Origin of the sequence: Pseudoalteromonas sp. Scap25 (genome assembly GCF_013394125.1) — a bacterium.
GTDB lineage: Bacteria > Pseudomonadota > Gammaproteobacteria > Enterobacterales > Alteromonadaceae > Pseudoalteromonas.
In genome coordinates this window covers 125,428-145,988 of sequence record NZ_CP041328.1, presented here as the reverse complement: position 1 = coordinate 145,988, position 20,561 = coordinate 125,428, and the positions used below count along the sequence as shown (strand labels likewise).

Annotated in this window: 17 protein-coding genes; 11 read left to right on the top strand and 6 right to left on the bottom strand. The window is 37.9% G+C overall.

Annotation, left to right across the window (positions count from 1 at the left end; genetic code table 11):
• Positions 1–115: 115 nt before the first annotated feature.
• Both astB and FLM54_RS16170 read right to left on the bottom strand, forming a co-directional pair.
• Positions 116–1,462 (bottom strand): N-succinylarginine dihydrolase, encoded by a 1,347-nt coding sequence (gene astB, locus FLM54_RS16175; protein ID WP_178956950.1) that lies wholly within the window; start codon positions 1,460–1,462, stop codon positions 116–118.
• Positions 1,463–1,811: 349 nt separating this feature from the next.
• Entirely contained in the window at positions 1,812–2,300 is a 489-nt protein-coding gene (locus FLM54_RS16170; RefSeq protein ID WP_008468659.1) for a MarR family winged helix-turn-helix transcriptional regulator, read from the bottom strand.
• 130 nt (positions 2,301–2,430) lie between these two features.
• Between FLM54_RS16170 and FLM54_RS16165 the strand changes: the two genes are divergently transcribed.
• Positions 2,431–2,859, top strand: coding sequence for an organic hydroperoxide resistance protein (locus FLM54_RS16165; RefSeq protein ID WP_138605824.1), 429 nt, complete (start codon positions 2,431–2,433; stop codon positions 2,857–2,859).
• 835 nt (positions 2,860–3,694) lie between these two features.
• Entirely contained in the window at positions 3,695–5,812 is a 2,118-nt protein-coding gene (locus FLM54_RS16160; RefSeq protein WP_138605826.1) for a methyl-accepting chemotaxis protein, read from the top strand.
• A gap of 65 nt (positions 5,813–5,877) precedes the next feature.
• On the opposite strand, the gene FLM54_RS16155 is transcribed toward FLM54_RS16160, so the two are convergent.
• Positions 5,878–6,465, bottom strand: a complete 588-nt coding sequence (locus FLM54_RS16155; RefSeq protein WP_178956949.1) for a TetR/AcrR family transcriptional regulator — start codon at positions 6,463–6,465, stop codon at positions 5,878–5,880.
• A 112-nt stretch (positions 6,466–6,577) separates the two neighbouring features.
• On the opposite strand from FLM54_RS16155, the gene FLM54_RS16150 reads away from it, so the two are divergent.
• A complete protein-coding gene (locus tag FLM54_RS16150; RefSeq protein WP_138764933.1) occupies positions 6,578–7,120 on the top strand; it encodes a carboxymuconolactone decarboxylase family protein in 543 nt (180 codons plus the stop codon).
• Positions 7,121–7,179: 59 nt separating this feature from the next.
• On the opposite strand, the gene FLM54_RS16145 is transcribed toward FLM54_RS16150, so the two are convergent.
• Positions 7,180–7,710: a hypothetical protein gene (locus tag FLM54_RS16145; RefSeq protein WP_178956948.1), complete on the bottom strand. Its 531-nt coding sequence runs from the start codon at positions 7,708–7,710 to the stop codon at positions 7,180–7,182.
• 48 nt (positions 7,711–7,758) lie between these two features.
• Here FLM54_RS16145 and FLM54_RS16140 point away from each other — a divergent pair, with 48 nt between their 5' ends.
• Entirely contained in the window at positions 7,759–8,118 is a 360-nt protein-coding gene (locus tag FLM54_RS16140) for a DUF1294 domain-containing protein (protein WP_138764932.1), read from the top strand.
• A 47-nt stretch (positions 8,119–8,165) separates the two neighbouring features.
• Here the strand turns inward: FLM54_RS16140 and FLM54_RS16135 are convergent, their stop codons facing one another.
• Both FLM54_RS16135 and FLM54_RS16130 read right to left on the bottom strand, forming a co-directional pair.
• Complete coding sequence (locus tag FLM54_RS16135) at positions 8,166–8,510, bottom strand: PEGA domain-containing protein (RefSeq protein ID WP_178956947.1); 345 nt, start codon at positions 8,508–8,510, stop codon at positions 8,166–8,168.
• 178 nt (positions 8,511–8,688) lie between these two features.
• Positions 8,689–10,662: a serine/threonine-protein kinase gene (locus FLM54_RS16130; protein ID WP_138605837.1), complete on the bottom strand. Its 1,974-nt coding sequence runs from the start codon at positions 10,660–10,662 to the stop codon at positions 8,689–8,691.
• A 393-nt stretch (positions 10,663–11,055) separates the two neighbouring features.
• On the opposite strand from FLM54_RS16130, the gene tagH reads away from it, so the two are divergent.
• The 7 genes from tagH to FLM54_RS16095 are packed head-to-tail and all read left to right on the top strand — an operon-like array spanning position 11,056 to position 20,471.
• Positions 11,056–12,324 (top strand): type VI secretion system-associated FHA domain protein TagH, encoded by a 1,269-nt coding sequence (gene tagH, locus FLM54_RS16125; RefSeq protein ID WP_178956946.1) that lies wholly within the window; start codon positions 11,056–11,058, stop codon positions 12,322–12,324.
• 15 nt (positions 12,325–12,339) lie between these two features.
• Positions 12,340–12,804, top strand: coding sequence for a type VI secretion system lipoprotein TssJ (gene tssJ, locus FLM54_RS16120; protein WP_138605841.1), 465 nt, complete (start codon positions 12,340–12,342; stop codon positions 12,802–12,804).
• A 15-nt stretch (positions 12,805–12,819) separates the two neighbouring features.
• The gene (gene tssK / locus FLM54_RS16115) at positions 12,820–14,148 is read left to right on the top strand and encodes a type VI secretion system baseplate subunit TssK (RefSeq protein ID WP_138605843.1); all 1,329 of its coding nucleotides are present in this window, start codon (positions 12,820–12,822) and stop codon (positions 14,146–14,148) included.
• 22 nt (positions 14,149–14,170) lie between these two features.
• Positions 14,171–15,451 carry a type VI secretion system protein TssL, long form gene (gene tssL, locus FLM54_RS16110; RefSeq protein WP_178956945.1) on the top strand — a complete coding sequence of 427 codons (1,281 nt, stop codon included), beginning with the start codon at positions 14,171–14,173 and terminating at the stop codon, positions 15,449–15,451.
• Positions 15,452–15,461: 10 nt separating this feature from the next.
• Positions 15,462–18,971 carry a type VI secretion system membrane subunit TssM gene (gene tssM / locus FLM54_RS16105; RefSeq protein ID WP_138605847.1) on the top strand — a complete coding sequence of 1,170 codons (3,510 nt, stop codon included), beginning with the start codon at positions 15,462–15,464 and terminating at the stop codon, positions 18,969–18,971.
• Entirely contained in the window at positions 18,953–19,681 is a 729-nt protein-coding gene (tagF, locus tag FLM54_RS16100) for a type VI secretion system-associated protein TagF (protein ID WP_138605849.1), read from the top strand. Before tssM ends, tagF begins: the two co-directional genes overlap by 19 nt.
• Entirely contained in the window at positions 19,674–20,471 is a 798-nt protein-coding gene (locus tag FLM54_RS16095) for a PP2C family protein-serine/threonine phosphatase (RefSeq protein ID WP_138605851.1), read from the top strand. The genes tagF and FLM54_RS16095 overlap by 8 nt, the downstream gene beginning before the upstream one ends.
• The last annotated feature ends 90 nt before the right edge of the window (positions 20,472–20,561 follow it).

Genomic DNA, 20,561 nt, shown 5'->3' with positions numbered 1-20,561 from the left:
ATGTATGTAAATAGTCAGGATAATTATAAGGTTAAAAACTTAACCTCAATTGAATTTAGAGAGATTAGCGTTAAGAGCTTGAACGTATTATCAAGCCCTTAAAGTAGCAAAGCAATTAAGCTTCTAGTTGAAATGGGTATACTGATCCTAAACTAAGCAACTGGGTTAACTCATCAAGCGCTTGATAACTTTCGGTTAGTAAAGCTGGATCGGCAAAGTCGTTAGCGCCGAGTTTATCGCGGTAATGGCGAGTAGCCCAGTCACATAATTGGGTATATTTTTCGTCATTTAAAATAACATCAGGGTTTACTGCTGCTAATTCATGACTATTAAGCGCCACGCGTAAACGTAAACAAGCGGGCCCACCACCATTTTGCATACTTTGGCGCAAATCAAAAAACTGCACTTGATTTATGGGATTATCGGCAACAATTAGCTCTTCAATATACGCTTTTACAGCAGGGTTGCGCTGGCATTCTTGTGGGGCAACGAGCAGCATTGCATCGTCATTCATGCTAACCAGTTGGCTATTAAATAAATAACTACTAACAGCATCTTGAATACTCACTTTACTGGTTGGCACTTCAATAATATACAGCTGTTTGTTACCTACGTAGGCTTCGCGGATATCGTCTAGTGCTTGCGTTTGATTTAAAAACGCCTGCTGGTGGCAAAGTAAAACATTGGCGTTACCTACAGCAATTACATCATTATGGAACACCCCTTGGTCAATCACATCAGGGTTTTGTTGCAATAATATTTGACTGGTATCTTTTATATTATGCAATCGACAAATAGCCTCAGACGCCTCCAATGTTTGCCTTGCTGGGAATTTAGCTGGCTTAACAAGTTGACTGTTAAAGGCACTTGCACCAAATACAAATAACTCTAAACCTGTTTCACCGTGACTGTCGCATAAACGAGTATGGTTTGCTGCACCTTCATCACCAAAAAAACCTTGCTCAGGTAAGTGTGTATGATGTGCAAAGTATTGTTCGTTACTAAACATTGCTTTAAGCAAACGTGTCGTCGTATTTGGCTCTAATGAACGATGAAATTTATTATTAAGATTTGCCGCAGTAAAGTGTACTTTGCCATCGTTAGTATCAGGGGAGGGAGATACTGTAGCAGCATTAGCTGTCCACATGGCAGAGGCTGAGTAACAGGCGCGTAACAAAATAGGGTCGGCTTTAAAAGCTCTATTAATGACTTGCGCATCGTTGCCAGTAAATCCTAAACGGCGTAATACATTTAAATCAGGGCGAGCATGAGGAGCAAACACCCCTTGGGTTAAGCCTTTATCGTGCATGGCTTTCATTTTAGCCAGGCCCTGCAATACAGCTTCTTGCGGATTTGAAAAACTCGCCGCGTTATTTAACGAAGCAACATTACCATACGACAAACCTGCGTAGTTGTGAGTAGGGCCGACTAAGCCGTCAAAATTAACTTCTAAAGCATGCATATACGTTCCACTAGCCAATTAAATAGTCTTTTACAATACAACGCTATGGGGTAGCTTGCAAAGTCTGTTTAAAAATAGTTCAACGAGAGTACATTCGTTCTTTTTCACTGGTGGTATGCGTATTTGTAGGCTCATTTACTTGCCACACTGTGATATCTAAGCGCCATAAAAAATAAAGAGTGTTGTATAAATTAGACATAAGTTTTTCCTTGGTGTTGCTAACGTCATTAAGGGGTTAGGAAGAAGTATGCCAACTGTTAATTGAATGTTTTATGAATAATAATCAATAAGTTAATTTTTTATAACTAAACTATAAAAAAGCTTAAGCACCACATTGGATAAATTTACGCTAGGTTTGCACTAACTTGGGACTGTCTTTAGCATCGACACTTTCATCTTCAGTCTGGGTGCTTAAGTCGCTAACGATTAAATCGAGTAACTGCATTAATTGCTGTGCTTGGTTAGTGTCGATACTGTCAAATTTACAGAAAATTGTTTTTGGAATATCAGCAGCTTTAAGTTTTAAAGATTGGCCGGTGTGAGTCAATTGCACCAAACGCTTACGCTTATCGTGTTCGTCCTTTATAACGTTAAGCAATGACTTGCTGGTCATCTTTTTTAATATTTGAGTAAGCGCGCCACCATCAATTGCGGTTTTATCTATTAACTCAGCGATGGTTACTTCATCTTGTTCCCACAGCGCCATCATAACAACATACTGAGGATAGGTAAGGTTAAGCTCTGCTAGAGGCTCCCGATAGGCACGGGCTATGCTGTTAGACGCCATATATAAACGATGGCATAACTGATTTTTTAATTTTAACTGTTCAAACGACATCGCATTACCCTTCATTTCAAGATAGCTTATTTTAATTTGCATGCAAAGTAATTGCAATCAGAATTTAATTGCCTTATTATTTTGCGTGCAAAGTAATTAATTTGAAAATTTTAAATTTTAGGAGTTCACTATGAATGTATTACAAAATGTAGCTTATACAGCAAAAGCAACGGCAACAGGCGGACGTGAAGGCGTTGCTAAATCAGATGACGGTCGTTTAGATGTTAACTTATCAACGCCTAAAGGGTTAGGTGGTGACGATGGGCAGGGCACTAATCCAGAGCAATTATTTGCAGCAGGTTATGCAGCGTGTTTTATTGGCGCACTTAAATTTGTAGCCGGTAGCGAAAAAGTTGCTTTACCAAGCGATACTTACATTAACTCAGAGGTATCTATTGGTGCCATTGATGGCGGTTTTGGCATTGCGGTAAAACTGGCCGTGTCATTAGGTGGTATGGATAAAACAGCCGCCCAAGAGCTGGTAAATAAAGCGCATCAAGTATGTCCATATTCAAATGCAACACGCGGCAATATTGAGGTAGAACTTTCAGTTATTTAATCTATCCCTTTATATGGTTTATAAAAACACGTCATGAGTGATCATCGCGTGTTTTTTTATTTGCTACTATACCTCTAAAACTCAACATGAATTAAAAAAATAGATAATTCCACTTTACAACAGTGGGTGCTGTACTCGATTTACTTAAAATTGAATTTAGTAAAATAACGACGTTACCAGCGGTGCTAAAACACATCCACACTTATTGTAATTTGGCTCAAGGCATAGAAGTTTAATAACTGTAGTGAAAGTGTTGCAGGAAAAGGCTGCTATTGAATGCGACTCAATGCTTAACATTCTGCTAATACCCAAATGACTGAAAATTTAACCCTGAAAGGTCAACAGACCCTAGTCATGAAATTTACCATTGCTATCATGAGTGGATAAGCGGTGTTATGGCTCGCTCAGGAATAGCTTGTTGACCCATACACAAAAACCCCTAAAGTAACAAGAAAGTCGGCCGATAGATTAGTTGTTATCGGAGAGTTTGCTGATTTTTTGCCACATTGGCAATCAATACCTCTTTAGATAGCTATCTTAATTGATAAATCTGTAAAAGTGATACGGTAACATTTTATATTATATAGCTGATGCAACTGGCCGACTGGTTGGAACAGTATTCTCATGATTAGTGTATAAACTATATGGATTAAAGCCTTGCCTGTGGATAGGTGTTTGCTTGTTGTTGTGCTAATAACCCAGCGGCGAAATGAGCAAAGTTAAATGGTAGTTGGTTATGAGGTTACGTTATTCAGGCTAATTTAAAACATTTAATAAAATGTTATTTAAATTGGTCTAAACTAAAAAATAAATAAGTAAAGCAAGGTAGTTATAAATGCGGGAAATAGCGTTAGCAAAAAAGTTATTGTGGATAAGCGTCGGAAGTATACTTTTAACGGTGGTACTATTTTCAGGCATACTGTGGTCTAAACTCTCATCGAGTAATGCGAATACTTCTGCTGAGGCCGAAACTTTAATTGTAAATGAGGTGGATGGTCGATTAACAGCAAATGCAGCCGCCTATGGTGAGAAAATCGCTGCCTTTATTAATGAAGCTTACCGAATACCCTTTTCGCTTGGTAGCATTTTAGAAGATGCCGACAAAGCCTCAATAGAACGTGACTCAGTTGTTTCTTTAAATCGCTCGTTATTAGAAAGTAACGATGTTATTTCTTCTATATATTCTCAGTTTGAACAAAACGGCTTTGATGGTAAAGATAGCGAATTTACTCAAGGCTATGATCACTCTGTTGCCGGTGCTGGAACATTAGAAATTTATTTCACTAAAAACAGTAATGGCTTGGTTGAACAACAGGTCGTTGAAGACGCGGCAGAAAAATACGCGGATAAAATAAATGAATTTGGTTTACGTGAGGCAGAGTGGTACTTGTGTGCTAAAGACAAGTTAAAACCATGCATTATGGAACCCTACTTATATGAGATAACACCGGGTTACTCAGAAATGATGACTTCACTTGTTGTACCCGTTATTAAATCAGGCAAGTTTGTTGGTGTAACTGGGGCTGATATTACCTTACCTGTATTTCAAAAGTTAACAGAAGAGCTTTCAAATGCGCTTTACAATGGCAAAGCAAAAGTAACGTTACTTAGCCATTTGGGCTTAATTGTTGGTACCAGTCATTATAAAGAAAAATTAGGCCGTCCACTGAAAGAAGCTGTTAGCGCTAAAAGTTATGAAAGTTACAAAGCACTAAAAGGCACTAAAGGAATTAACAAGCAAGCCGCAGAAATAATGGTGTCTTACCCAATTGAAATTAAGCTTGCTGATGTGAAATGGATGCTGCTAATTGAAGTACCCGCGGAACTTGCTTTTGAGGGGCCAATTCAATTAACTGCAGGCATGTCTGAGGCAGCAAAAGAGCTGGGTGTGATTATTTTGATCACAGGTACTGTGATTGCGGTATTGGCATTTATAGTAATGAAGCTCGTTGTAGGTAGTGTTGTAGCGCCACTGCAGCAAATTCAGGAACGCGTTGACAACTTAGCAAGCTCTGAAGGCGATTTAACTCAAACTCTGCATGTAGATACTCACGCTGAATTGATTGCACTAGCTGGAGGGTTTAATAAGTTTTTATCAAAACTTCGTGAATTGATCAGTGAGCTAAAAGCGGTCTCAGATCAAACCAAACACCAAGGTGAGGTTACTTCGAACATTGCGGTAGAAACCAAGCACAATGTGCAAGCACAGTTTAAAGAAATTGAAAGTGTGGTTACTGCAATGAACGAAATGAGCGCGACAGCACTTGAAGTGGCAAAAGCTTCAGAGCAATCGGCGCAACAAGCAGATGAAATTAATACCCTAGTGGTAAGTAGCGAATCGAGCTTATCATCAGCTATGACGCAAGTTAAAACCATGTCAGAGGAAATTAAAGAAGCTAATCAGGCGGTAGAGAAAGTAGCATCGCGTAGTAATGATATTACCCAAATACTTGATGTGATCCGAACTATCTCTGAACAAACTAACTTACTAGCGCTAAACGCAGCTATTGAGGCTGCGCGAGCAGGGGAGCACGGACGTGGTTTTGCCGTTGTTGCTGATGAGGTTAGAGCTTTAGCATCTAAAACGCGTTCATCAACCGATGACATTAGTAGTTTAATCGACAGCTTACTTTCAGAAGTGGGTAATGCATCAACTGTTATTGAAAAAGGTGTAGTACGCGCTGAAACTGCAGTAGATGAAACCTCAACGGCTTTTGATGCACTGCACAGTGTGGTTGTGAAAGTAGATGAAATAACCAATCAAATTACCCATATTGCAACGGCTGCAGAAGAACAAAGCCTAGTCACCGAAGAAATAAATCGCAACTTGACAATAATTTCTGATGCCGCCTCACAGCTTTCAGATTTATCTGCTCAGGCAGGCGACAGCAGTGAAGAGCTGAATAAACTGGTTGCGCAGCAAGACTCTGAACTTAATAAATTAAAAACCTAGACGTCGAACTTTGTTTTTAAATTAAAAAGGCAGCTAATTTAGATTAGCTGCCTTTTTATTTTCGGCTAAAGACTTTTCATGAGTGAAAACATGTTTTCGATCATTGGTTTGGCTAAATGCTCTACGTTTGGTCGATTAAAATAATTACGTAAGCCAGTAAATTGTATTTGGAAAAAACGAGCATAATCTATAGCGGCAATATTTCCGCTTAGCCCTTTATCAGCTATAGCGAGTGTAAATAGTTCAGTAAGGTAATGTTCAAAGTCTATCATTAGCTCTACACTGATTTGGTAAAGATAACTGTCTTTCTCAATGAACTCATTATTAGCTTTTACTAACATGCAGATAGCACTTGGAGTATTACTTTTTGAGGAGATAACAACATACTCTACAAAATCTTGAAGTGCGTCAAGAATACTGCTGCATGATACTAAACGCTCATTTATTAAGCTTTGCATTTGCTTGGCATAGTTTTTTATCGCTTCACAATATAAACCTTCCTTAGAGCCAAATGCCGCATAAATGCTGCCAGGACGCATGTTAATTGCATCTTGTAAATCGCGAGTGGATGTAGCATGAAAGCCCTTCTCCCAGAATAATTGACTAGCGGCACGAACAACTTGCTCGCGTTCAAATTTAACTTTATTGGCCATAATAGTTTCTATTAAATTGAGCGACTGTTCAATTTTAACTTGAGCAGTCGCTCAAAATCAAATAGTATGTGTTTCGAAGTTAGTTAATTACATTAATTTATTGGAGCAGAACATGGCAGAATTTACGTTATATACTCAAGACAACGCACCTGAAGAATCAAAATCGCTTATGGCTGATTCAGTAGCAGCATTTGGTATGGTGCCAAACCTTCATGCAGTAATGGCAGAAGCACCTACGCTTCTTAAAGGCTACCAAGTACTGCACGACTTATTTCAAAAAACATCGTTTAACGCAGAAGAGCTAACAGTGGTATGGCAGTCAATTAATGTTGAGCACGAATGCCATTACTGTGTACCAGCACACAGCGCAATTGCCGCTTCAATGAAAGTTGATCAAGGTATTGTTGATGCATTGGTTAATGAAACGCCACTTGCAGATGCAAAACTTGAAGTACTTCGTGAAACAACGCTTGCAATGACACGCAATCGCGGCGTAATTAGCAATGAGCAAATTGAGAAATTTTTTGCAGTAGGTTACGGTAAACAGCAACTGCTAGAAATAATTGTTGGTTTATCGCAAAAAGTAATGAGCAATTACACTAATCACCTAGCTGATACACCCGTTGACGAACCATTTAAAAAATTCGCAAAATAATAGCGGTTTTATAAATAACAAAGGCAGCCTAGGCTGCCTTTTGAGTTTTAGGACCAAAGTTACTTAAATTTAACGGTTTTTGTACTGCGAGTATAAATACGCTGTTCCGGTTTAGTCCATTCTCCTTTTTTTAAATAAGAGGTAGAAACAACAAACTGTTGATCTTTAAATTCACTGGTTGATTTAACTTTAGTGATCCCTTCTTTGCTACCAGTAACATCTTCGTAAGCCACAAATTGCGTTGAGCTCAGCACTTTCATGACGCCTTTAGTATAAAAACCAGCTGTTGTGAAGTAATAGAAAACCAGTGACTGTTTTTTACGATCATAGAAAATCATTGACTCCCCTCCATACTCACCCTCATTAATCGAGTGTGAAGTACGAATGGCTTTACCATTAAGTGCGCGCTGCCAATTACTGACATCTTGAATGCTTGGCTGACCTGTTTCGGTATTGAAATCCGCTTGCCATGTGCCTAAGTAAGGCGTAAATATCGCAAGTTCTGGCGCTAGTAAGTCTGCTTCATTATTTGCTTGAATACTAAATATAGATAGTGATAACAGCAGCATCGCGGCCTTTAAATATGTCATAATTTAACCTAAGTGTTTTTTAATTATTTTCATTATAGGCGATTATTTTTGATAAAAAGTACCTTAATTATATTTTCGAGTATGTTTATAGCTGCAATATGGCTTGCTTATTTAAATCATAAAATTGAGATGTTTATACCGATCTATATTTCATTACTCAGTGGTATTACTTTTTTATATTATGCCTGGGATAAACGAAAAGCAGTGCAGTCGAATCGTAAACAAGTAAGTCGTATACCTGAGCGACATTTACATCTCTGTGCTCTATTAGGAGGGTGGCCAGGCGCACTTATCGCGCAGCAAGCTTTACGGCATAAGTCAAAAAAGCGCGTATTTATAGTGGTATTGTGGTTGTGTATAGCGGTGAATTTAAGCTTGGGCGGTTATATCTGGTATGTTTATTATTAATGCTAAAATGCCTTTATTTAAAAAGGCATTTTACTGCATTAAACAGTCTATTGCGCAGATTGACTTGATTGTTTTTCATCGAGCTCTATGGTTAAGATAGTTTTTTTATCAACCGTTATCCAGTTTCTATAAGTAATATAACCTGCCTTACTTACTTCAATATCATATTTACCTGCATCTAGTTCAATAGCATCTTGATACACAGGCACTATATTCATTATACGAACTCTAGAGTCGGCTGGGTTAGTGATAACCGTAAGTGATATTGGTGCATTTTCTTCGCTCATTTGAGGAGTTGGCTCAATAACAACATCTTCAGTTTTGTTTGTTTTAGATGTTGCTGAACAGCCAGTGAGTATGAGTGCTGCAGCTAGCAAGCTTAAATTTTTCATAGGTACTCCATAAATTATAAAAAGTCTAAATATGTAAAATCTTGGCGGAGTGTATGATGATATGAATGCACTCGTCGTCCTTGACTTTGTTGTCTGTATTTTGATTTTAGTCTAATAGCTATGCAATCGTTATTCAATCACTGCTGTGTTATTTTTGAACAATAAATAAACGCATTTTTTAGAGCATTTTGTCTAACGACTGAGTAATCGCTTCACTTTTTTCAACTAAACGTTCAGCGGCTTTATACATTCTTTTTTTCATTAAATCGTTTGCTGTACTGATGTAACGTCTCGACAATTCTTTTCTCAACGAAATTAAAAGTGAGAAGTCATCCGGTAATGCTGTTGATTCAGATTTAATAAATTCTTCGAATTCCATTAAAGCTTTATGATCTTCTATTGTTTCTAACTGAGCAGAGAATCGTTGAAACTTAGGACCATAAAACACCACGGCATCGGCACGAGGAAAGTCTGCCTGTTCGCCTAAATTAATCTTTTGCTGATACGCAGTTAATGCATTAATAGCAGATTCTCGCTGCATTAAATTTGCTAGTAACTCATCCGCTTTTTTGTTGTTTGTAAAAACGATTTTACCCACGTTTAAGAGAACTTTTTGGGTGATCACATCGTCACTTTCTATCGCGGTATTTAACGCAACTGTAAAATTATCAAAGTGAAGATCTGTAGGCTGATAACGGTAAGTTTTATCAACTTCTTTTAAGTCAAAAATCAAGTGGGCAATACTATTTGGCTGCTCCTCGTTATAACGCGACTGTTCGAGTAATAAATCGATTCTGGCTGTAATATCAAAAATAATTGATTGGCGTTCCCTAAGCACACTTTCTAATTGCATTGATAGTTTTTCTGAGTCAGGGTAATAATTTAATGCATCAGAGTAAACGGCTATAATTTTATCGAAATCTTTAAATTTACGACCAGCGATATTATTAAACTGATTAGCTTCATCGTTAAAGCTCTCTAATATGCTTTGCTGGTTTGATCTTAGTAACCCTTGTTTAAGCACTTCATATTGTGGCGGGATTTGTTCAAGTTTGTTTAAAATTGTTGGCCCCTGCCAAGACATCCACGCTTCTACTTGTTGATTAATTGCTTTGGCATTATCGAGTTGTGCCTGTAATTGTTTAGTATTATCTGAGTTTGAGTAATAGTTTTGCGTAATCAAAGCAATAATGGCTATACTCGCTGCTGTAGCAAAAATAGCAGGGTTTAAGTTTGTTGTAAGACTTTTTAAAATGGGCTCTAATGATTCAAGCCTTTGATTCGCATTTAAAACTAATGCTTTATTTAAATTGTTCCACAAAAGAATAGGGCAGTTACTTGGTTTTTTCACTGTTGTGTTTTTAGGAACTTTATCTGCAGCAATACGGTTAAATGGGTGTTTACTGCTGAGAAGTTCATAAGCAATGCATGCAAAAGAAAATACATCGTCTTTTACTGATGCTTCACTACCCTTTAATTGTTCAGGACTTGCATATGTTGGGGTGTAGCCGCCAATTGTTGCCAGTTCACTGTCATTTTTTACAGCGTATTGATCGTCTAAGCTTTTGTGTTTGGCAATACCAAAGTCAAGTACTTTAAGGTTACCGTTAGAATCAAAAATAATATTTGAAGGCTTGAGGTCATTATGAATGACGCCACGCGAGTGGGCATATACAAGAGCGTCAGTTAATTGCTTTAAAATAATTTTTGCTTTTTTAAACGCTAAGCCAGAGGGTTTGTTTCGTTTAATAATTTGTTCTAGTGTTTCCCCTTCAATTAACTCCATAGTGACATAATATAGATCGCCGTCAGAGTCTGCTGAGTACACTTTGACAATACTTGGGTGGGAAAGCTGTTGCGTTTTTGCTGTTTCATCTTTTAGTAGTGAGATAGCTTCTTCAGAGCTTGAGAATTCTTCTTGAAGTACTTTAATTGCTACCGATGCTTCTGAGCGATTACCGTTTTCTAAAAAAGTATCGCGCGCCCGATAGATATAACACATCCCGCCTTGGCCAATCAGCTCTTCAATTAAATAGCGGCCAGATATTTTTTTGCCAAGTAGATTTTGCTTGCGAATGTTTGACGTTTTTTTTGCGTTTGAGTCTAGGGAAGCAATCTGAGTTTTATCGTTGTGATCATTAGTACTGCTCATAAAAAATCCTTTTATTGTGTTAAGTTAAATAATTACAAAGGTAAATATTCTCTGCTTATCTATCAATTTTCCCTCTGATATGAGCATGTATTTTACAAAAATATACAATTATAGCAATGCCTGAATGACATATTATTGTTGGTAAATTTCCCTTACTGTAAATTGAAAAAGTCGGTTTAAAGCTAGAAGGAGTCTCTAAGAAGGCTATTTTCGGTCTAGTTATAAAGCATTACGGTAAAATATTTCATCGCTGTATAATTTGTTTATCAAACGTCTTGTTTTAGAGACAAAATCAATAGCGCAATATTTTCTTGTGTTAATTTCAATGTTGACAATAGTTTCGCTTCTACTTTATCCTGTTCACAATAATGATATAAGGGACTGACTTATCAAATGGAACTGATACTAAACATCACTAGTTATCACAGACTTTCACCTGAAATAGAAGCCACTAAAACTGTAACAGATTCATTAACTTTTGGTCGCTCTGAAGCGTGCGATTGGCACTTACCTGATCCCGAAAAAATAATCTCAAGTAAACACGGCATAATAGAAAAAGAAGGTGACTCTTTTTACGTATACGATAATTCAACCAATGGATTATTTATTAATTTTGCTGTAGCGCCGCTCGGTCAAGGCAACAAACAACGTTTGTCAGACAGTGACGTGTTAACCATTGGCGATTTTCAAGTCAGTGTGGTGCTAACATCAGCTCAACAAGTCGATGTGAGTAATTCTGCTCCAAGTCATTTTCAATCAGTAGATGCTTTCGCTGCGCAAAATTCTCAACCGGCTGAGCAGTCTATACCTTCATTCGATGACTCGATTATGAATGAGTCGATGCCTGAGATATCAGTGACTGCGCAGCAACAAACTGATAATCATATTCCGGAAGACTGGGATGAATTAACGCGCCTTATGAATACCGATGATTTTGACATTGGCAATAATGTTAGCAATTCATCAGCACCTGTTGATACCCCTGCGCCTATTCAAGAACCCCCCCGTTCAAGTAGCCACGCTAATGAGCATAAGCCTGAGATACAGTCTGCACCAGTAAAAAACGTGGTTCAAAGTGACAAGGCGTTATCAGATGCGTTTTTAAAAGGGTTGGGGATTAAAGATGAACTTAAAAATTCGTTAGATAATGAAAAGCTGTGGTTTGAAATGGGCCAAGGGCTTAATTTATTGCTCACTGAGCTTATGGAATCTTTACGTCAACGCGCTATTGTAAAAAACAAATTAAGATTGAATCATACGATGTTTCAGGCTGAGCAAAACAATCCATTAAAATTTTCTGCCAACATTGATGACGTTATTCAGAACTTGTTCATAAAAAATAGTGCAAGCTTTCTGTCTTCGAATGAATCTATTAAAGAAAGCTTTATAGACACACGTAAGCATGAGCATGCATTACTCGCTGGTGCAGATGGCGTGTTAAAAGGGATGTTGTCGCAGGTTTCTCCCATGCAAATTAATCAACAGGCAAACGATAATTCTAACGTGTTAAAAATTATCCCTGGTCAAATAGAGTCTAAATGCTGGAAATTATATCAAAGTTTATATGATGATATTTCTCAGGAAGTGAACACTAAAGGCGCCATGGCAATGTCAGATGATTTCTTAAAGGCATACAACGATCGAATCAAAGAAACGCACTAGAAAGGAAAGTAAATAATGTACAAAGTTAAGCTCTACTTATTGAGTTTTAGTTTACTATTTTTGGTAATGGGATGTTCTACGATGAATAAAATCGTACCCCCTTCTACCGATCTGATCATTAATGTATCTAAAAATGTTAATCCAGATACATCAGAACGTCCTTCTCCAGTGGTAATGAAAATTTTTGAGCTCAGCTCAAGAACTATTTTTGACACGCAGGACTTTTTTAGCTTGTACGACACACCAGAAAAGATCCTCGGACCTGACTTATTAAAAAAAGATGAATTAGAACTTCAGCCTGATTCTGTGCAGCAATATAAAATGAGCCTTAATCGTAATACTCGTTACGTTGGGGTTGTTGTTGCTTATAGAAATATAGACCAAGCAAGGTGGAGAGCGGTTATAGAAGTTGACCCTACCGGCTATGACGATATCAATGTTAATGTAGAAGCAATTGCGACATACATGAGAGAGCAATAAAAAAGGATTTTTAAAATGGGTGATAACACTCGTGTTGCTTGGACTGAAGGGATGTTTTTAAGACCTCAGCACTTTCAACAAGCAGACAAATATATTTCCAATGTTATCAAGCAAGTTTGCAGTGGCAACCTTGCTGATCCATGGGGGATAATTGATATAAGTATTGATAATGAATTACTTAACAGCGGGCAGTTTGCCGTGGACGCATTATCAGCAATCACTCCAGACTTATTACCAATAGATATGCCTCAATCAACGTCGCTACCTGAACCGTTGGTGGTTAATAAAGATGTTTTTGATGAAGTTGTTTATCTTGCCATCCCTGCGCTAAAAAATAGCGGGATTAATATATCTTCAGCCGACGATAATACAGTGACTCGTTATAAACTCAATGACCTGTCAGTGAGTGATGATTTATTAGGAGCGCAATCTCAAGAAATTATTCAAGTTGCGAAAGTGTATAGCAAATTGATGCTGTCGTCTGATGATCACTCAGGCTATATTGTATTACCTTTAGCTAGAATTATAGATGTGAGTAGTGAAGGCCAAATAAAGTTAGATGCAAAGTATATTCCTCCATCTTTAAAAGTAGGGCAATGTAAACCCTTATCAGGGCTAGTCAGAGAAATAGGCTCAATGATAAAGCAACGCGCTGAAAGCATCGCCGCAAGGCTCAGCCAGGGCTATGCAGGAAGTTCTTCAGTTGCAGATTTTATCATGCTACAAACATTAAATAAGTATGATGCGATATTTAATAACTTACTTAGTGTCAATAGTTTACACCCTAATGTATTTTACAGTCGTTTAATTGAGCTTGCGGGCGAGTTATCAACCTTCAGCACTGCTAATAAGAGAGTGCCTAAATTACCCAATTATGACCATACTAATTTAGGGCAGGTATTTAATGAAGTGGTTAACTTTTTATATCAGTCGTTGAGTCACGTTATTGAGCAAACAGCAACTGAAATTAAACTTGAGCAAAGTAAATTTGGTATTTCTTTTGGTGCGTTAAAAGATAAGTCTATTCTTAATTCAGCCCAATTTGTATTAGCAATTAAAGCAAGTGTGCCTCATGAAGAATTAAGAAAAATTCTACCTTCACAAATTAAAATTGGCAGTGTAGAAACTATTCGAGATCTGGTAAATAACCAAATTCCAGGTATTACGATTAGTAATTTACCAACAGCACCAAGACAAATTCCTTATCATGCTGGTTTTCATTATTTTGAATTAAATAGGCATGGTGAACATTGGGATAAATTGCGTTCCAGTGGGGGAATTGCCATTCACCTCTCAGGAAACTACCCTGAGCTACAATTAAGCCTTTGGGCGATAAGAACTTAACTTTTTAAAAGGAAGAGTTTCAATGGACGAAACCATTATCAAACCTCGCCCAGGTCGATTAGGGCGAAATACGCCAAGTAGCAACCCTGCACAAAATGATGCTGATAAAACAGTGATGTCGGTCGAGCCGCCTTCTGCAAAATTATTAGGTAGTAACAAAGTATCGATATTTAAAAACCCTTTGTTAGAAGCGGCAACCGATTGTTTTTCGCTTGTAATTTCAATCAATCAATCGCTTGAAATGAGTAACCTTGCAGCGCTTAAACATCGTTGTGTTGAGGCTATCAAACGATTTGAAGTAGAAGTTCGCAATCAGCACTTATCAAAAGAGGTGATCAATAATTCGCGTTATTGTTTGTGCGCCATTCTTGATGAGTCTGTATTGAACTCAAAATGGAGTTCAATGGAGTGGGCGGATGAAAGCCTACTTTCTACCTTTCATAAAGAAACCTTTGGCGGTGAATATTTTTACACGCTACTTGATTCAGGCTTAGCTCAACCAGAGAGAAATCAACAATTTTTAGAGTTGCAATATCACTGCTTGAATTTAGGATTTAAAGGTAAATATCGCCTAGGTGCCGGTGGTGATACAAAAATCGAAGAATATCGTTCACAACTTTATCATTTATTAAACCAACTTAATGGGCCAATTAACAATAAGCTGTCTCCAAACTGGAAGCAAAGAGTAGCAGCGGGTGTTGAACTGAGAAATCAAGTTCCACTTTGGGTCATATTTTCGGTATTGGGGCTCATATTATTGATGATCTATTTATCAATAAATATGAAGCTGAATAACGATGTTGTAGAGATTAATGAAAAGCTAGCAGGTATTCACCCTTTAGCAGTTAACCAAACTGTTGATAAAAAAGATCAGCAATTACGCGTACTTGAACAGTTGTTGCAAACAGAGATTAAAATGGGGATTGTCGCCGTTGCTAAAACCTCCGATGGGATCCGCATTACAATTAATAGTGAAAACTTGTTTAAGCAAGGAGACGCACAACTTCTCCCTTCATTCCAGCCTATTTTAGAAAAGTTAGCGTTAAGCCTAGAAGGAACTAAAGGGCGAGTCCTCATAACAGGTCATACAGATGACTTACCAATTAGTACTGATAAGTACCCTTCTAATTGGCATCTATCTTTAGCTAGAGCAACACAAGTTGCTAATTTAATGGCTAAAAGTACCAATTTGAGCGGTCGTCTATGGCCAGAAGGAAAGGGCGCAGCAGAGCCTATCGCCAGCAATTCAGATTCAGCTTCTCGGTCGTTAAACCGCAGAATTGAAATCGATCTATTATTTTAATGAGGCTGTAATGAGTTTCTCACAAAAATTTAAAAAAATAACCTACGCACTAACGTCTCGAACCGCTATTTTAATTATCGGTTTTTTAGCCTTATCATTATTAATTTGGTTTGGTGGTCCCCTAATTGCGATTGCAGATTATGTACCGCTTGCCGGTGTTGCAGCAAGACTACTAACTATTTTATTGATACTACTTGTTTTTTCTGTGACTAAAATTTATCGCCTTATGCAGCAAAGCAAACGTGATGAAAAAATGGCAGATGAGTTAATAGATAACAACGATGCAAATAGTAGTGAAGTTAACGAAGAAATAACCACCTTAAAAACCAGAATGAATGAAGCCATAGATTTACTCAAAGACGTAAAACTATTTAAAGGTAAAAATATATACCAATTACCTTGGTATATCATGATTGGTCCACCTGGCGCAGGTAAAACAACGGTTATTCATAATTCAGGCCTAGATTACCCATTAAAGGATAAGCTTGGGGTTGATTTAGTGCATGGTGTTGGTGGTACGCGCAATTGTGATTGGTGGTTTACCAATAAAGCGGTATTAATCGACACCGCCGGTCGTTACACAACGCAAAGTAGCCACGCTAAACACGACTCTAGAGCATGGGAAGGCTTTCTCGGGTTACTAAGAAAACATCGCCCATTACGCCCTATAAATGGGGTAATGATCAGTATGGGTATTTCTGAACTTATGAGTCAGACCAAAACTGAGCGAAACCTTCATGCACGAGCTATAAAACAACGCCTTCAAGAACTACAAAACCAGCTTGGTATGACATTTCCTGTCTATGTTATTTTTTCTAAAGTAGATTTAATTGAAGGATTCAGGGAGTTCTTTGGCGAACTTACTGAGGAAGAATGTGAACAAGTTTGGGGGATCACCTTTGAGCTTGATTTAGATAAAGATACTCAAGTCGATGCATTTAACAAAGAATTCCATGCTTTAATCTCTAAACTTACAGAGATGTTGAACCGTCGACTGATCAACGAGCGTAATGAAGCTATTCGAGCTAAAATCTTTGAATTCCCCAGACAGCTACGTGTACTACAAGGGGTAGCTGATGACTTCTTAAAAGAGATTTTTACTCCTAACGCTTATGAAGAGTTACCTATGTTCAGAGGAGTGTATTTAACCAGCGCCACTCAAGAGGGAACCCCTTCAAGCTTTTTAAATGATGCTAGCGCAGGTAAAACCGATTATATAAACCAATCTAAAAGTTTTTTTATTAAAAACGTTTTAGAGAGCGTTATTTTTCCTGAGCAAAACTTAGCAAGCACTAACAAACACCATGACAAACAAAATAAGTGGCTTCGAGTTGCTAGTGTGTCACTTGCATGTGTTGCTTTGTTCGGCTTTTCAATTTCTTGGTATTTTAGCTTTGCATGGAATAGCAACTTAATTGATGCCACAGATGAAGCAATTGCCACGTACCAAGAATTAGACGCATCATCTTTTGATAGAAATAATCTACTGGTACTAAATGACCGATTAAATGCATTGAGAAACTTGCCAGCAACCAATGCTCAGTTAATTGATCCTGAAGATGCATCTTCAGTTGGCTTTAATAAGCTTACTGAAATTAAAGAATCTTCTACTAATGCTTATAAACGTTCCTTACAAACCTATTTAGAGCCCTTTATTGCGAACACGTTAATAAAGGAAATGGAGGCTCATCCAGAACATCTGAGTTATTTATATGAAACGCTCAGATGCTACTTAATGTTATTTAAACCTGAATATTTTGAGAGTGAAGATATTTACGTTTGGTTTAGTGCATATTTAGATAGAAATTTGCCTGGTGATTTGAACATGCAGACGCGTAATGAGCTGATGAATCATATTGCTGCGTTGTTAAAAGAGGGCGTAACACAAACTGAAATAGATAATCAGGCGGTTCGAGTAGCTCGTGCAGAACTTACGAAACTACCGATTGCAGAAAGAGCATACCAACGACTTCAAGCTGATTTTCTTGATAGCAGTATTCCGCCTTTTAGATTAACCGATATTATTAGCTTTGAAAGTGCGCAAAAGTTTACATTTCGTAACAATGGTGATCTAACGCGCAGTATTCCAGGGTTATACACTTTTAACGGTTTCCATGGAATTTTTAATATTGAAAAAGGAAAAATGCTTGGCAACTTAATGGCCAGTAGCTGGGTGTATGGCCAAGAAGCCTCAGGCACGTATGATATTTCTAAAGCAGAGATAGAAAAGAAGCTAGAGCAACGTTATTTTCAAGATTATATTTATTATTGGCAGTCGTTTTTAGATGACTTGAGTCTTAATCAGTACAGCTCACCTGCTGAGGGTGTGAACATTACTGATGTATTAGCAGGCTCAGAAGCGCCAATAAAAAATATCATCAATGCAGTTAAAAAGAATGTTCAATTAACTAAGCTACCTATCTCTGAAAACCAAAAGGTCGCAGGAGATATTGCCGCTAATGCAGCTAAGGTTGCGATGCAAACTAAAGCAAATCGAATCAAACGCTTTTTACCTGACGAGGCGCCTAAGTTTGAGGTAGAGCTACCGGGCTATCAAGTCGAAGAGGCGTTTGAAGACATTATCGATATAGACATTCAGCAGCTTGATAATATTCAGAAAAACTTAAGAGAGTTGAATATTTATCTAACTAAACTTGATCGAGGCGACCAGCTTAAATACTCAATTAAAGATCAAATAAGTGGTAAGAGTAAACCGAGTTTTATTCGCCAATTAGAGTACCAAAGTAGTGATTTGCCATATCCGTTCAATAGTTGGTTACTTGATATAAGTAGAGATACTAGCAACATCACCAAAAATAGTGCCAACAGACATTTAAATGAAATTTGGAAAAGCAAAGTGTTGCGCGAGTATAACGCGGCAATTGTGGGGCGTTACCCATTTGCTCCGCAGGCTGAAAAAGAGGTCAGCATTAAAGACTTTACTCGCTTCTTTGGCCCTAATGGCACCATAGATAACTTTTTTAATAGCTATGTAGCTCCGAGTGTGGATATGAGCTCTAGCCCGTGGAAATTTGAAAAAGATATTGGTATTAGCAATAACACCTTAAAAATGTTTGAGCATGCTTTCAAAATTCAAACCGCATTTTTTGAACGTGGTAGTGATACCCCTCGAATTGAGTTTGGCTTACGTACTTTTAATTTAGATAAAACGGTATCTAGTTTAATGATTGAAATTGATGGCCAGTCAATGATTTACCGTCATGGTCCACTCAAAGTTACAAACTTTGTATGGCCTGGCGCTAGTGGTCAAAGTAAAACTCGCGTTGTGTTTACACCGCCAAACGGTGGGCGTTCAATTAATACAACTTATCAAGGTGAGTGGTCACTTTATCGAATGCTAGATGAGCTCAGCGAAAAGCGTAGCAAAACACGTCAAGATCTAGAGTTACATTTCTCCTTGATGGGTAACAATGCAAAAGTAGAATTACTGCCTAGCTCAATCAGGCATCCGTTTTGGAACAGCAGTGTAGAGAAGTTTTCATGTCCGACCCGATTGTAGATATTGGTTATCTTGGCAAGGTGCCTTGTTTAGGCGACTTTGTTCAAGATAATGTAACTAAAGAGTTTTCAGAGCATTGGGAGCAATGGCTGCAAGCTGCCATTGCTGTGAGTAAAGAGCAACTTGGTGATGTTTGGCAAGAAAGCTACCTTACTGGCCCTGTTTGGCACTTTGCATTAAGCCCAAACATTGTTGGTGATACTGGCATTATGGGTACGTTATTGCCCAGTATGGATGCAGTAGGAAGGCACTATCCACTCACTGTTACTCGTGCAACTCATATTGCTCCGGTTGATGTGCTTCATTCTGGTGTTTTTTCATTAGAATACGAAGATGCTGTTCTTAAAGTACTTGATGGCTCTGTGGATCTGTTTTCCTGGCGAAAAGAACTGGCTAGTACACTAAGTGACGTTGCTGCAAATAAAAAGCAAGTAAGTTATGCCAATTCAAAAGATAAAAACAAACAAGCAATCGCTCTAGAGTTCTCAGGCACTGAGTTAAGCGACCATATTTTACAAGATGCCATGCATGCGATTTTACATAAAAAGTATGGTGATTACAGTGTTTGGTGGACTCATGGTTCTTGCAATATTAAGCCTATGGTACTGATCACGTCAGCTTTGCCGCCGGTTAATCAAGTAGCCGCTATGCTAGATGGACGTTGGAAGCATTGGGAATGGAATTACACACAGGTAAAAAATAGTGATTAGTAATTTAAGTACAAGTTATGCCATTACTCATAGAGGTGCAGTGAGGCAGCTTAATGAAGATGCGCACGTGGAAATTAACAGCCATAACTTATGGGTCGTAGCTGACGGTATGGGCGGGCATGAAGCGGGTGAAGTTGCTAGTCAATTAGTGGTTGATGTGATTAGAACTACTGTTGAAAAGCTCAGGCTAGAGGACTTGACCGTAAGTCATATTGTTAGCGCTATAGAAGATGCAAATAAGCAACTAAATCAATATAGCGCGCAATACTTAAGCAATAAAACAGCAGGCAGTACGGTAACAGCTTTGTTTGTTAAGAATGAGCGCTATTACATATTATGGGCTGGTGACAGCAGAGCTTATTTATTACGCAATGGTAAACTAACTCAAGTTTCTCGAGATCATAGTCAAGTTAATGACTTAATCGACGAGGGAATGATTTCTGTTGAAGAAGCTAAAAACCACCCATTATCTAACGTTATTACTCGTGCTGTGGGCGTAATGGATGAAGTGAAGGTAGATGTAATTGAGGGTGAGATAAACAAGGGCGATATCTTTTTATTATGTTCAGATGGTCTTACAGGTGAATTATCAGATGAGGATATATGTTTGTCATTAGAGCCAAGTAGCATAATTGATTCAGGAATGGCTTTAATGCACTCCTCGTTAGTTAGAGGTGCTAAAGATAACGTAACTTGTATATTAGTAAAATATGATGATGTAGATGCCAATCAATCGATACAATCTTGTAATTTACAAGATGAGGCAACGATTCCATTGTTCACTAAGTAGCTGATTAAGCCTGTTTTAGTATATTTAAGAAAAAAAGTTGTAAATATATCAGGAACAAAAAACTGTTATTTCAATTATTTACAAAATAAC

Bases quoted from the DNA above. Each gene is read 5' to 3' on its own strand.
- tagF (WP_138605849.1), top strand. From the start codon at position 18,953: ATGTCCGACCCGATTGTAGATATTGGTTATCTTGGCAAGGTGCCTTGT.
- FLM54_RS16165 (WP_138605824.1), top strand. From the start codon at position 2,431: ATGAATGTATTACAAAATGTAGCTTATACAGCAAAAGCAACGGCAACA.
- tssM (WP_138605847.1), top strand. From the start codon at position 15,462: ATGAGTTTCTCACAAAAATTTAAAAAAATAACCTACGCACTAACGTCT.
- tssJ (WP_138605841.1), top strand. From the start codon at position 12,340: ATGTACAAAGTTAAGCTCTACTTATTGAGTTTTAGTTTACTATTTTTG.
- FLM54_RS16130 (WP_138605837.1), bottom strand. From the start codon at position 10,662: ATGAGCAGTACTAATGATCACAACGATAAAACTCAGATTGCTTCCCTA.
- astB (WP_178956950.1), bottom strand. From the start codon at position 1,462: ATGCATGCTTTAGAAGTTAATTTTGACGGCTTAGTCGGCCCTACTCAC.
- FLM54_RS16145 (WP_178956948.1), bottom strand. From the start codon at position 7,710: ATGACATATTTAAAGGCCGCGATGCTGCTGTTATCACTATCTATATTT.
- FLM54_RS16160 (WP_138605826.1), top strand. From the start codon at position 3,695: ATGCGGGAAATAGCGTTAGCAAAAAAGTTATTGTGGATAAGCGTCGGA.
- FLM54_RS16170 (WP_008468659.1), bottom strand. From the start codon at position 2,300: ATGTCGTTTGAACAGTTAAAATTAAAAAATCAGTTATGCCATCGTTTA.
- FLM54_RS16150 (WP_138764933.1), top strand. From the start codon at position 6,578: ATGGCAGAATTTACGTTATATACTCAAGACAACGCACCTGAAGAATCA.
- tssL (WP_178956945.1), top strand. From the start codon at position 14,171: ATGGACGAAACCATTATCAAACCTCGCCCAGGTCGATTAGGGCGAAAT.
- FLM54_RS16135 (WP_178956947.1), bottom strand. From the start codon at position 8,510: ATGAAAAATTTAAGCTTGCTAGCTGCAGCACTCATACTCACTGGCTGT.
- tagH (WP_178956946.1), top strand. From the start codon at position 11,056: ATGGAACTGATACTAAACATCACTAGTTATCACAGACTTTCACCTGAA.
- tssK (WP_138605843.1), top strand. From the start codon at position 12,820: ATGGGTGATAACACTCGTGTTGCTTGGACTGAAGGGATGTTTTTAAGA.
- FLM54_RS16155 (WP_178956949.1), bottom strand. From the start codon at position 6,465: ATGGCCAATAAAGTTAAATTTGAACGCGAGCAAGTTGTTCGTGCCGCT.